General features: G+C 61.8%; 13 protein-coding genes. 4 read left to right on the forward strand and 9 right to left on the reverse strand.

The window, feature by feature from the left end; translation table 11 throughout:
- Positions 1-94: 94 nt before the first annotated feature.
- From MUY21_RS11735 to secG, 6 genes are all read right to left on the reverse strand, one after another.
- Entirely contained in the window at positions 95-817 is a 723-nt protein-coding gene (locus MUY21_RS11735) for a transporter substrate-binding domain-containing protein (protein ID WP_248410557.1), read from the reverse strand.
- Between the two features lie 41 nt (positions 818-858).
- On the reverse strand, positions 859-1,662 hold the full coding sequence (locus MUY21_RS11740) for an amino acid ABC transporter ATP-binding protein (protein WP_348984596.1): 804 nt from the start codon (positions 1,660-1,662) through the stop codon (positions 859-861).
- Between the two features lie 180 nt (positions 1,663-1,842).
- On the reverse strand, positions 1,843-2,310 hold the full coding sequence (locus MUY21_RS11745) for a TerB family tellurite resistance protein (RefSeq protein ID WP_248410558.1): 468 nt from the start codon (positions 2,308-2,310) through the stop codon (positions 1,843-1,845).
- 90 nt (positions 2,311-2,400) lie between these two features.
- A complete protein-coding gene (locus tag MUY21_RS11750; RefSeq protein WP_248410559.1) occupies positions 2,401-3,078 on the reverse strand; it encodes a hypothetical protein in 678 nt (225 codons plus the stop codon).
- The gene (locus MUY21_RS11755) at positions 3,075-4,718 is read right to left on the reverse strand and encodes a CTP synthase (protein ID WP_191285480.1); all 1,644 of its coding nucleotides are present in this window, start codon (positions 4,716-4,718) and stop codon (positions 3,075-3,077) included. The genes MUY21_RS11750 and MUY21_RS11755 overlap by 4 nt, the downstream gene beginning before the upstream one ends.
- A 198-nt stretch (positions 4,719-4,916) precedes the next feature.
- Positions 4,917-5,294 (reverse strand): preprotein translocase subunit SecG, encoded by a 378-nt coding sequence (secG, locus tag MUY21_RS11760; protein WP_191285481.1) that lies wholly within the window; start codon positions 5,292-5,294, stop codon positions 4,917-4,919.
- A gap of 196 nt (positions 5,295-5,490) precedes the next feature.
- On the opposite strand from secG, the gene MUY21_RS11765 reads away from it, so the two are divergent.
- On the forward strand, positions 5,491-6,786 hold the full coding sequence (locus tag MUY21_RS11765) for an adenylosuccinate synthase (RefSeq protein WP_191285482.1): 1,296 nt from the start codon (positions 5,491-5,493) through the stop codon (positions 6,784-6,786).
- A gap of 14 nt (positions 6,787-6,800) precedes the next feature.
- Positions 6,801-7,079: a DUF2842 domain-containing protein gene (locus tag MUY21_RS11770; RefSeq protein WP_248410560.1), complete on the forward strand. Its 279-nt coding sequence runs from the start codon at positions 6,801-6,803 to the stop codon at positions 7,077-7,079.
- Positions 7,080-7,154: 75 nt separating this feature from the next.
- On the opposite strand, the gene MUY21_RS11775 is transcribed toward MUY21_RS11770, so the two are convergent.
- Positions 7,155-9,188, reverse strand: coding sequence for a hypothetical protein (locus tag MUY21_RS11775; protein ID WP_248410561.1), 2,034 nt, complete (start codon positions 9,186-9,188; stop codon positions 7,155-7,157).
- 145 nt (positions 9,189-9,333) lie between these two features.
- On the opposite strand from MUY21_RS11775, the gene MUY21_RS11780 reads away from it, so the two are divergent.
- Positions 9,334-10,014, forward strand: a complete 681-nt coding sequence (locus tag MUY21_RS11780) for a thiamine diphosphokinase (protein ID WP_248410562.1) — start codon at positions 9,334-9,336, stop codon at positions 10,012-10,014.
- Here MUY21_RS11780 and MUY21_RS11785 read toward each other — a convergent pair.
- Together MUY21_RS11785 and MUY21_RS11790 are read right to left on the reverse strand one after the other, a co-directional pair.
- The gene (locus MUY21_RS11785) at positions 10,011-11,390 is read right to left on the reverse strand and encodes an L-serine ammonia-lyase (protein ID WP_248410563.1); all 1,380 of its coding nucleotides are present in this window, start codon (positions 11,388-11,390) and stop codon (positions 10,011-10,013) included. The two genes, MUY21_RS11780 and MUY21_RS11785, sit on opposite strands and share 4 nt — an antisense overlap.
- An 80-nt stretch (positions 11,391-11,470) precedes the next feature.
- Positions 11,471-11,824, reverse strand: coding sequence for a YbaN family protein (locus MUY21_RS11790; RefSeq protein WP_248410564.1), 354 nt, complete (start codon positions 11,822-11,824; stop codon positions 11,471-11,473).
- Between the two features lie 194 nt (positions 11,825-12,018).
- Here MUY21_RS11790 and rpiA point away from each other — a divergent pair, with 194 nt between their 5' ends.
- On the forward strand, positions 12,019-12,801 hold the full coding sequence (gene rpiA, locus MUY21_RS11795) for a ribose-5-phosphate isomerase RpiA (RefSeq protein ID WP_248410565.1): 783 nt from the start codon (positions 12,019-12,021) through the stop codon (positions 12,799-12,801).
- The last annotated feature ends 107 nt before the right edge of the window (positions 12,802-12,908 follow it).

Genomic DNA, 12,908 nt, shown 5'->3' on the forward strand with positions numbered 1-12,908 from the left:
ACCGATTGGGGGTGCCAGGATGCGCTGGATTGGGTGCATCAAACAGGCACAGAATTGGCCCGCACGGCAGATGCGCGCGGGCCAAAGGTTCAGATTACCACTGCGAGGAAACTTCCCACTTGGCAATCATCTCGTTCAGCGTTCCATCATCCTTCATCGACTGGATCGCCGCGTCGAACATGTCACGCAGTTCCGCGTCACTTTCGCGGAAGCCCATGCCGACACCGCCACCGATGGCTTCCATCCGCTCCAGCATCACCAGCCCGTCCGAGCCGACCATGGTGTCCAGGAAGCTCTTGTCGGCCAGAACCGCGTCCGCTTCGCCGCTTTTCACGGCGGCGACGGTTTCTTCGGGGGTCGGAAACTCGACCACGGTCCAGCCTTGTTCGGCCACGAACGCGGCCTGAATGGTGGTGGCCTGAGCCGCGATCACGCCGTTTTCAAGATCCACATCCGGCGACATGGCAAGATAGGCGGAGGGATCTGGCGGGGTGTAGGGCTGGGTGAAGTCGATGACCTCGTCGCGTTCGTCGGTGATCGACATGCCGGCGATGATCGCGTCATAGTTGCCGGACACAAGGTTCGGGATGATCGTGTCCCATTCGTTCTTGACCCATTCACAGGTCAATTCGGCGCGCTTGCACAGCTCGTCGCCCAGTTCGCGTTCGAAGCCGTCAATCTCGCCGGCATCGTTCACGAAGTTCCACGGGGCATAGGCGCCTTCGGTGCCAAGCCGCACGGTTTTTCCGTGATTGTCGGCAAAGGCGAAGCCTGCCGAAACCGCGAGAGCCGCGGTCGAAAGGATCAGCTTTTTCATCAGTTAACTCCCTTTAGGTGTTGGTTTCTTGGTTTTTCAAATCAGCCGGGTTGGGTGGCTGACAGAAACTGTTTGAGCCGCTCGCTCCTGGGCGATCCAAAGAGCGCATCCGGCGGGCCTTCTTCCTCGATCAGACCCTGATGCAGAAAAATGACATGGTCCGACACATCCGCGGCCAGCCGCATATCATGGGTGACGATCACCATGGTGCGCCCTTCGGCGGCCAGATCCTTGATGACCTTCACGACCTCTTGTTCCAGTTCAGGGTCCAGCGCCGAGGTCGGTTCGTCGAACAACAGCGCCTTGGGTTCCATGCATAACGCGCGTGCGATGGCGGCGCGTTGCTGCTGGCCGCCCGACAGTTGCGCAGGCCAGACATCGCATTTGTCGCCAATCCCGACCTTAGCCAGATAGGCGCGGGCCTTTTCTTCAACTTCCGCTTTATCGCGGCCCAGCACGGTGACGGGCGCTTCCATCACGTTTTGCAGGATGGTCATGTGGGACCACAGGTTGAACTGCTGGAACACCATCGACAGGTTGGTGCGGATGCGCGTGACCTGGGCACGGTCCGCTGGATGGCGGTGCAGCGCATGGCCGCGCCAGGCAATCGGCTCGCCTTCAAACAGAATGTCGCCTTGCTGGCTGTCCTCCAGCAGGTTCGCACATCGCAACAGCGTGGATTTCCCTGACCCCGAGGACCCGATCAGCGACACGACATGCCCGCGTTCGGCCACCAGATCGACGCCTTTCAGAACCTCAAGCGCGCCGTAACTTTTGTGAAGGTCACGGATTTCGATCACAGGCGTGGCTGTGGCGGGGTCTGGGGACGTTGTGTCGAATGGCACGCAAGAAACCTGATTGTGGAACAAGTGGTGTGACATCGGAGTAGGGCGCATATTTATCCGAAATGCAACGGCGAAAAGGCGGGGAAGTCGCGTAAATCCGGGCGGATAGACGGTCTGGCGGGGCAGATTGCACAGGTGGCGCCCGGTCATACGCGCTGTGGTTGACGGCCCGTGCTGAGGTCAGATGCGGTCGCCGTCTGCTGTGCCGTCCATGGCACGGGCGGCGCGCAGGCGTGCCTCGTTGCTTTCGCGGTCGGTGATGCCAAGAAAGCGCGGGATCATCCGCATCAACGCATCCTCTTCCGCCGTGCGCACTCCATCGGCCAGCACGACGGACCAAGCCGCTTCGATCACCGCGATCCGGTCGTCCAGCGGCACACCGTCCTTTACGGCATTGGTAAAGCGCACGGTGTCGGGGGCTTCGGCCTCGATTTTCTCTGCGTCCAGCCGCAGGGCGACGGCACCATCTTCCGTCAATCCATAGCGACGGGACAGGATGCGGGTGATTTCGTCCACCTCGGTCGCGCCATAGGCGTGGTCTGACCGTGCCAGCCGCACCAGCAGCGCGGCAATCGCCAGGCGCGCATCGTCATCACCCAGCGGGCTGGGGGTCGGTTGGCTGAGTTTGCTGAGAAGGGATCGGATCATGCCACCAACTTATGGAAATTCTGTGGAAATACCAGCCTGCCAATCCTGCTTCGGGTCACAACCCTGTCAGGACCAAACACACTGCTCACCTCAGTTGACCAGACCGGGTATGGAAAACCGGATGTCGTCAACCGCGATGCCGCCCGGGTCGCGATGGGTCACGGTGATGGCCTGCGCGGCAGGCGTGATCAGCACGCCAACTTCGTTCACGCCATGGTCGGGAAGGAGTGTGTGTTGCCCGATCACGTCACCGGCTTGGTCGAAAAAGGAAAATGTCACACGCCCCGGCTTCGGACGGGTGCCCAGCGGGTCGGGATAATCTGCATGCAGTCGAATGGCGAAAGCTGGCGTTGCCTGTTCAAACACGAAGGCAAGCGCACCTTCCCCGCGACCCGAAAGGCGTTCAAACCCATCGGGTCCAATCGGAAAAGCCGCGTTAGATCCAAACCCGGCATGAAATGCCACCGCGATGGGTGCGGCTTTGTTGCCCGTCTGCGCGGCAAGTGGTTGCGACGGATGGCCGGTCAGCATCTCGAAACCCTCGGCGGCTTGTCGCGTCTGTCCGGCAAGCATGGACCCAAGTGTCACGCCGTGAAAGCGCACCAGACCGGGCAATGGTTGTCCCGGTTCCGGCAGGGTTGCGAATCCCTCAAAATCGACAAGGCCGGGCAAATGCCCGGCCAGTTCCGTGTAATCGACTGATGTAACTTCACCACCCCATAGTGGAGTTGCGCTCAAGGCCAGAAATATGGCCCAGACCTTGGTCACACCAGCCGCTCGATCTCTTTCGCGGCGCGCACGAAGTCGGCAAACAAGGGGGCCGGGTCGAAGGGCTTGGATTTCAGTTCCGGGTGAAACTGCACGCCGATGAACCACGGATGGTCCTTCCATTCGACGATTTCGGGCAGGCGACCATCCGGCGACATGCCGGAAAAATGCAGACCGCAATCTTCCAACTGATCACGATACTTGGTGTCTACCTCATAGCGGTGGCGGTGGCGTTCTTCGATGGTGGTGGTGCCATAGATCTCGGCGACCTTGGACCCTTCGGCCAGTGTCGCGGTATAGGCGCCCAACCGCATCGTACCGCCCTTGTCGTCCGAGACCTTGCGCTTGACCCGATAGTTGCCCTGCACCCATTCCTTCAGGTGATACACCACGGGGGTAAACCGGGTTTCTCCGGCCTCGTGGTCAAATTCCTCGGACCCGGCGTCCTTGATTCCCGCCACGTTGCGCGCGGCTTCCACGACGGCCATCTGCATGCCCAGGCAGATGCCCAGATAGGGGATCTTGCGTTCACGGGCAAACTGCGCCGCCTTGATCTTGCCCTCGGTGCCGCGTTCGCCGAACCCGCCGGGCACAAGGATCGCGTGGAACCCGGCCAGATAGGGCGCGGGGTCTTCGTTGTCGAACAGTTCGGCATCCACCCATTCCAATTTGACGCGCACCCGGTTGGCCATGCCGCCATGCATCAACGCCTCTTTGATCGACTTATAGGCATCCTCAAGCTGGATATACTTGCCGACCACGGCCACGCGCACCTCGCCTTCGGCGTTGTGAATGCGGTCTTCGACATCTTCCCAGCGGCGCAGGTCAGGCTTGGGGGCGGGGGCGATCTGGAACGCATCCAGCACCGCCTGATCCAGCCCGACATTATGGAACGCCATCGGCGCTTCATAGATCGATTTCAGGTCATAGGCCGGAATGACCGCATCGGGGCGCACATTACAGAACAGCGCGATCTTGCCGCGTTCCTTTTCGGGGATCTCATGTTCGGCGCGACAGACCAGCACATCGGGCGCGATACCGATCGAGCGTAATTCCTTGACCGAGTGCTGGGTCGGCTTGGTCTTCAACTCGCCCGAGGCGGCAAGAAACGGCAGCAGTGTGAGATGCATGAAGATACACTGACCGCGCGGGCGTTCCTGGCTGAACTGGCGGATGGCTTCAAAGAAGGGCAGGGCCTCAATGTCACCGACCGTGCCGCCGATTTCACACAGCATGAAATCAACCTCGTCGTCGCCGATTTCGATGAAGTCCTTGATTTCGTTGGTGACATGCGGGATCACCTGAATGGTTTTGCCTAGGTAATCGCCGCGACGTTCTTTTTCGAGCACATTGGTATAGATGCGCCCCGAGGAAACGGAATCGGTCGCGCGTGCTGCCACCCCGGTGAAGCGTTCATAGTGGCCGAGATCCAGATCCGTTTCGGCGCCATCGTCGGTGACGAACACTTCGCCATGCTCAAACGGGCTCATCGTGCCGGGGTCGACGTTCAGGTATGGGTCAAGTTTGCGCATCCGCACCGAATAGCCGCGCGCCTGCAACAGCGCACCCAAAGCCGCTGCCGTCAGCCCCTTGCCCAAAGAAGAAACCACACCGCCGGTGATGAAAATGTAACGTGCCATGCGTCAGGCTGCCCCCGTGAAACCGGCGCCATCGCGCCTTTGAATATTGGCTTTCGAACCCTGCACACGGCCATGAAAAAGGCCCCGGCGAATCCGCTGTCCACGGGATTAAAGACATAACCGATTCCGGTCCCCCGCGCAACCGGATCGCAAGATGATGGGGCGGGAAATCCGCCCGTCCTCAAGGTGTTGTGGGTGTCAGTCCGCGCGCGGCGGGGTCAAGCTGTCATCTGCGCTGGTGGGCGGCAGAAGGTCCGAAACATCCGGCGTCACCGGCGCGTCGGGGGCGGCTGCGTCATCTGCCACAGGCGCTTCGATCCCCAGCGTATCAACCACCGAACTGTCGGCCGAGTTTTTCGCGGCAATCACCGTCAGGGTGATCGAGGTGCACAGAAACGCGATGGCGAAGATCCAGGTCAGCTTGCCAAGGGCCGTGGCCGCCCCGCGCGACGACATCACGCCACCACCGCCGCCACCACCAATGCCAAGCCCGCCACCTTCGGACCGCTGCAACAGCACGATCCCGATCAGCCCAAGGGCCAGGATCAGGTGAATGACGAGGATGACGTTTTCCATAAGGGACGCTTCCGTGGCTGGGGTTCGTTCGATCTGCGGGGCTATGTAGGGGAAAAGCAGAAGGGGTGCAAGCAGCGCGGGGCCCCAATCTGCATTTCTGTCCGCGTTTCCCCGATCTCATGCGAATTACGGGTTTCACACGCGCGTAAGTGCCGCTATGACCCTAGCGGGTTTTCTTTGAGACAGGAAAAAGATCATGGCCAATGTAGTCGTCGTAGGTGCCCAGTGGGGCGATGAGGGAAAGGGCAAGATCGTTGACTGGCTCAGCGAACGTGCCGATGTGATCGCGCGTTTTCAAGGGGGGCACAATGCGGGCCATACACTGGTCGTGGACGGCAAGGTCTATAAGCTGCACGCGCTGCCCTCGGGCGTGGTGCGCGGCGGCAAACTGTCGGTGATCGGCAACGGCGTCGTGCTGGACCCGTGGCACCTGCTGAAAGAGATCGAGACGATCACCGGGCAAGGGGTCGAGATTTCGCCCGACACGCTGATGATTGCCGAAAACACGCCCTTGATCCTGCCCTTCCACGGCGAACTTGACCGCGCGCGGGAAGAGGCCGCGTCGAAAGGCACCAAGATCGGCACCACCGGGCGCGGCATTGGCCCGTGTTACGAAGACAAGGTGGGGCGTCGCGCCATCCGCGTGGCCGATCTGGCCGATCCGGTCACGCTTGAAACCCGGGTGGATCGCGCGCTTCAACACCATGACCCGCTGCGCAAGGGGTTGGGGATCGACCCGATCGACCGCGACGCCCTGATTGCGCAACTGAAAGAGGTCGCCCCGAAAATCCTGCGCTTCGCCGCCCCCGTCTGGAAGGTCCTGAACGAAAAGCGCAAGGCCGGTAAACGCATTCTGTTTGAAGGGGCGCAAGGCGCGCTTCTGGACATTGATTTCGGCACCTATCCCTTCGTCACATCCTCGAACGTGATTGCCGGTCAGGCGGCGACGGGCGTGGGGATCGGCCCTGGCTCGATCGACTATGTGCTGGGGATCGTGAAGGCCTATACGACCCGCGTGGGCGAAGGTCCGTTCCCGACCGAGTTGGACGATGCAGATGGTCAGCGTCTGGGCGAGCGTGGACACGAGTTTGGCACCACGACCGGGCGCAAGCGCCGCTGTGGCTGGTTCGATGCAGCCCTTGTGCGCCAGACCTGCGCGACCTCGGGCGTGTCGGGCATTTCGCTGACCAAGCTCGACGTGCTGGACGGGTTTGAAACCCTCAAGATCTGCGTCGGTTACGAGCTGGACGGCAAGCAGTTGGATTACCTGCCCACCGCCGAGAACGAACAGGCCCGCTGCACCCCGATCTACGAAGAAATGCCCGGCTGGTCGGAAACCACTGAAGGTGCGCGCAGCTGGAACGATCTGCCTGCCAACGCGATCAAATACGTGAAACGCGTGGAAGAGTTGATCGAATGCCCCGTGGCCCTTCTGTCCACCAGCCCCGAACGCGATGACACGATCCTTGTCACCGACCCGTTCGCGGATTGATCGGGGGGCAGGCCATGGCACTCAGTTACAAAGCACGCAAGCGGCTGTCGCTGCTGGTCTTGGTGGTCGGGCTTCCGCTTTATATCCTTGTGGCCGTGAAAGTGGTCAGCCTGTTTGATCGCCCGCCGATCCTTGTGGAGCTTTTGGTGTATGTGGTTCTGGGGTTTCTTTGGATGATCCCGCTGCGCAAGGTGTTCCTGGGCGTGGGCAAGCCCGACCCGGATGCCGACCCGGACAGCTATCCGCGTGATCCGGTGGACCCCGACCCGAAATCGCGCGGCCCGAAACGCTGAGATCCGTCAGCCTGACCATCCAAACAAAAGCACGACCCGAAAAGGGCCGTGCTTTTTTAGATAAATTTTAGCAGGTTAGGCTGTCTGGCGTCCGCTTTCGTCGGTGTCTTCGCCTTCCGCCAGGGCAAAGCGGCCCGGTGCGATCTTGTTGATCCGGCCTTCGCGCAGCAGGCGGCCAAAGGCGCGCAAGGCTTCCTCGCGCGAGATGCCGCCACTCACATTCAGCCCGACCACCAACCGCATCACATGCGGGCGGCTGAATTGCGGCAGGCCCTGAACTTTCGTGGCATAGGTCGCGGCGGCTTCCATCAATCCGGTCATGTCCGACGCATCCGCCCCGTTGACATAGGCGGCAAACCCGTCCTGCGACGGGTCGGCGGATACCGCGCCAATGGTCTTGCCGGCAATGTCGGCGGAGCCCTGACCGGCAACGGTTTCGGCCTTGCTGCCGGGTTTGCGGCTGACGCGGCGCGGGCGCACGATCCGTACCGCCTTGTTGCCCTTGGCATCGGCCGTATCATCATCTTCGTCTTCCACCGGGGCATCGACCCGCTGTTCGGACACCAGAACCAGCGGGGCCATCCGCAGACTGCTGCCTTTCGCTTCGGTCGGTTCCGGGCGTTTCGGGCGCACGGCGCGGGCCAGATCTTCGCGGTACGGATCTTCTTCGTGATCGCCATCGTCAAGTTCGCCTGCGTCCTCATCGGCGCGCTTGGCTTGGACCGCGGCTTTCAGATGCTCGATCGAGTTGCGGCGGCGCGACGCTTCCTGGCTGTCCATCTTGTCGTTGGTCTCGGCCAGGATGCGGTTCAGCGTCTCGTCGCTTTGATCGGCGGCGCCGTTGTCGAAGACCTGTTCGCGGCGTTCCCGGCGCGCTTCGGTCTTTACCTCGTGGTCGATCATGTTCAGAAGCTTCAGGGCCGACGGATCGTCCTGACCCTCGTCCGAGGAATTGGCGCTATCCCGATCCGCTTCGTCGTCATCCAGAATGGTCGCGTCTTCCACATCCTTGGGCGTGACGGCCAGTTCTTCGACCCCGTCTTCGCGGCGCATCCGCTTCACGCGCACAACGCGGTTCACGGGACGCAGCGGTTCGGGTTCGTCGTCGAAACTGTGTTCCAGAAGGTTGGTCACACCATCTTCGATGTCCAGATCGGCATCGCCTTCGTCGTCATAGTCCCTGGCCTGTTGGGCACCGTCGTTGTCCGCGGCATCGCCCTGGGCGTTCAACTGTGACAGGATGGCATCCACGTCTTCATCCGTGTCCGTAGGTGCCTTTGCCTCGTCAGACAAAACCAGCGGGCCGTTCGCTTCGGCATCATCGTCAGACGCGGCAGGCGTGGCGTCCTTGGCATCGTCCGATGCGTCGGCACCATAGAACGGTTCGGCATCCGGATCATCGGCATAGCCGTCCTGATCGGTGTCGTTGGCCACCGCGCGGATCCGTTCCAGCTTGGCCTCGGCACTGTCGCCGTCAACCGTGTCATCCGCGGCTGCATCCAGCTGTGCCGGGTCGTGGGTGGCGGCTTCTTCTGCCATATGTTCGAAATTGTCATGCGCGTGGGGATCGGTGGCGACGGGCTGATCCTCGGCACCCGGCTCTTCTTCCTGCTTGTCTTCTTGCTCAGCCTTCACGGGGTCGGCTTCGGCGGGCGTGTCTTCTGCCGGCGCGGCGTCGCTCGTGTCTGGCGCAGCTTCATCTTTCACTGCCTCGGGCGCATCCGTTGCGGCGTGCTCGCCCGTCGTGGCATCGGCCTGATCTTCGTCTTCGGCCTGACCTTCACCGCCCTCGTTCAGCAGCGCCTGACCGGCCACCAGCGTGGCGCCGGTTTTCGTCACTGCGGGCAGGGCTGTGCCTTCCTGACGCAACACTACGCCGTCGTCTTCCACACGGGCCCGAACGCGTTTCTGAATCTCGCGTTCGGCAATGCGGTGCAGAACTTCGGCATCGGGGGTCGGGGGTTCCGCCCCGAAATAGCGGTCATCCGCCGCAAGGTCGCGAAAATACTCCGCGATCGACTTCATGGTGCCGAATGGTTCGTCGAATCCCTCAAGCGTGCACGAAAAGGTGCCATAGGATACAGTGAGGATTTTGCTGTTGCTCACCATTGATAACTCACTTTCTCCTCCGAAACTGCGCAGGTATACACAGCCTACATCGTTCCGGGAGCTTAAACAAAACTGTGCAAAACACAGCATTTTTAACCGGATAAAACCGTTCCTAAGCCCAGATTGGGAGACAATTGTGTCCATAATGAGATATTTTCGCCAATTTTCTCACAATGTGACCGTGTTGGGTGGTGGGGCGGTCACACCACAGACGCTTGCGCAGTGTTTGCAGCTAGCGCCCGACCTGGTGGCCGCCGATGGCGGGGCGGATCAGGCGCTGGAACTGGGGTATGTCCCCGTGGCGGTGGCGGGTGATATGGACAGTGTGTCCGACCAGGCGCGCAAGACCATTGGCGCAGACCGGTTCATCGAGACCCCGGACCAGAATCGCACCGACTTTCACAAGACGCTGGACCTGATCGACGCGCCGCTGGTCCTGGGCGTGGGGTTCATGGGCAAGCGGCTGGATCATGAACTGGCCTGCTACAACACCCTTGTGCGGCTGCCGGAAAAGCGTGTGATTCTGGTGGGCGAGGTGGATATCTGTTTTCACCTGTCCCGCCCGCTGGAAATGTCCCTGCCGGTTGGCACGCGGTTTTCCCTGTTTCCCATGGCGCAGGTGACGGTGCAGGGCGCCGGGTTGGTCTGGCCGGTCGAGGGTCTTCAGATGTCGCCCTGGGGCATGATCGGCACGTCAAACGAAACCAACGCGCCCAGGGTCACGGTTGCGGCGGATGGTCCGGGGCTTCTGGTGATCCTGCCGCGCGCCCATCTGACGGATGCCATTGCGGCGTTGACCGCCGGCGGTGACGCGGCTGAAGCCTAGCAGTTCGGGACATTCACGGCCAAACCGCCCAGCGAGGTCTCTTTGTACTTTTCCGACATATCCTGCCCGGTCTCGAACATCGTCTTGATGCAGGCGTCCAGCGGCACGAGATGGGTGCCGTCGCCGCGCAGCGCCAGCGAGGCCGCGGACACCGCCTTGATCGCACCCAGCCCATTGCGTTCGATGCAGGGCACTTGCACCAGTCCCCGCACCGGGTCGCAGGTCAGGCCAAGGTGGTGTTCCAACGCGATCTCGGCCGCGTTCTCGATCTGCATGGGGCTGCCCCCCATCACGGCGCATAGCCCGGCAGCAGCCATCGCGCTGGCCGATCCGACCTCGGCCTGGCACCCCGCTTCAGCGCCCGAGATCGAGGCGTTGTGCTTCACGATCCCGCCGATGGCCGAAGCGGTCAGCAGAAACTCGTGCACCCGTGACGGCACCGCGCCGGGCACATGGTTCAGCCAGTATCGCACCACCGCTGGCAGAACGCCCGCCGCGCCATTGGTCGGGCTGGTCACGACCTGACCGCCCGCGGCGTTTTCCTCGTTCACCGCCATGGCATAGACGCTCATCCAATCGTTGATGATGTGCGGGGCGGACAGGTTCATCCCCTGTTCGGCCATCAGGCTGTCATGGATCGCCTTCGCGCGGCGGCGCACCAGAAGACCGCCGGGCAAGGTGCCATCGGTGGACAGCCCCCGCTCGATACAGGCATTCATTACCTCCCAGATCCGGTCCAGCCCTTCGGCCAGTTCGGTCGGTCCCATATGCTCCAACTCGTTGGCGCGCTTCATCTCGGCGATTGTTTTGCCCGACTCGCGCGCCATCTCAAGCATCTGGGCGGCGGTATCGAACGGATAGGGGTGCCGTTTTGCATCGCGCGCGTCCATCACGGCTTCGCGCGCCTGTTCTGCTTCGGTCACGACGAAGCCTCCGCCGATGGAGTAATAGGTCTCGCGCACCACCACGTCGCCTTGGGCGTCGGTGGCCATCAGTTGCATCCCGTTGGCATGGCCGGGCAGGGGGGTTTCATAGTCGAACAAAAGGTCTGTCTTGGGTGCGAATTCCAGCGGGTCCAACCCTTCGGGATGCACGGTCCCGGTGCGCGCGATCTCGGCCAGGGTGGCTTCGGCGCGCGCGTGGTCGTAAGTGTCGGGCAGAAATCCGGCCAATCCCAGAATGGTGGCCCGGTCGGTGGCATGTCCCACACCGGTAAACGCGAGCGACCCGTGCAGAGAAGCGCGCAACCCATGCACCTTGAAGGGCTGCGCGCGCAGATGATCCAGAAACCGTCCGCCCGCGACCATCGGACCCATCGTATGGGACGAACTGGGGCCAACCCCGATTTTGAACATATCGAAGACAGACAGGAACATGGCGACCTCGTGCGTTTGCAAGTTGGATCAGAGTGATCAATTCATGCGCGCATGTCCGCGCAAAAACGACGCTTTTTGCGTCAGTCCGGCCGGGTCAGCACGAAAGCCGCCCCCGCGCCCATCAGAACCGCCTGTGCCAGCAGGACCAAAGGCGGCGCAGCAAGGATCAGCGACACGACAAAGACCAGCGCCATCATGAAGACCGCCAGTGTTTTTGCCCGGCGCGAGATCGCGCCGCGCTCCTCCCAATCCTTGATCGCCGGGCCAAAATGGGCGTGGTCAATCAGCCAGGCGCGCGCCTTTGGACTGCCCTTGCCGAAGGCAAAGGCCGCCACCAGCAGGAAAGGCGTGGTGGGCAAGACGGGCAGGATCACTCCGATCAGCCCCAGCGCCACCGCGCACCACCCCAGCGCCATATAGACATATCTGCTCATCCGATGTGTGCAGCCCTTGCCGGAAATCGTTGCGCCAGCATTGGGCGATGAGGGGGGGAATGTCCACCCGGTGGCGCCGGCGGTCTCCAGGCGGCAAAAATTGGCGATGTGCTGTGTTCCCCTCTCGCCAGTCTGGACCATGCGTTTTATAACGCTGACAACTCGAAACATGCGCCACAAGGGGAATCGCTGCCATGTCCGGAGAACTCTCACCCATCGACACCGCCAAATTCGTCGCAGCCAAGCGGGCGGTTCAGTATGTCGAAGACGGGATGCGCGTGGGGCTTGGCACCGGGTCCACCGCCGCCTGGATGGTGCGTTGTTTGGGCGAACGGGTGCGCAGCGAGGGGCTGAAGATCACCGGCGTGCCGACCAGCACCCGCACGGCGGAACTGGCGCGGCAGGTGGGGATCACCGTCACCACGCTGGACGAGGCCAAGTGGCTGGACCTGACCATTGACGGCACCGACGAATACGACCCCGACCTGTGCCTGATCAAAGGTGGCGGCGGGGCGCATTTGCAGGAAAAGATCGTCGCCACCGCGTCCGACCGGATGGTGGTGATCGCGGACCCGACCAAGGGCGTTGACGTGCTGGGCGCCTTCCCCTTGCCGATCGAGGTCATCCCTTTCGGCCTGCAAGCCACCAAGGGGCTGGTCGAGGAACTGCTGGCCGCGATGGACGTTCTGGACAGCAAGGCAGTCCTGCGTGAAAAGGGCGGTGTGCCCTTCGTCACGGATGAAGGCAACCACATCATCGACTTGCATTTGAAGCGCATTCAGGATCCGCGCAAGCTCTCGATGGTTTTGAACCAGGTCCCGGGGGTGGTCGAGAACGGGTTGTTCATCGACATTTGCGACGCGGTTGTCATCGGCCATGGCGATGGCCGGGTCGAGGTGATCGACATCAACGAAGGCACCCACGAGGAAGAGCGGATCGAGTTTGCCGACAGTGCAAACATTTTTGCAGATATCTGACACCTCTACACGGCTTAGACACGCGCAAACGTGAACCATGTGACATTTCCGGCTCTGGAAACCCGGCGGCGTTGCTCATAGCTTCTGCCGCAATGTGATTTGCACCC

It is taken from the genome of Aliiroseovarius sp. S2029, assembly GCF_023195575.1.
Lineage (GTDB): Bacteria > Pseudomonadota > Alphaproteobacteria > Rhodobacterales > Rhodobacteraceae > Aliiroseovarius > Aliiroseovarius zhejiangensis.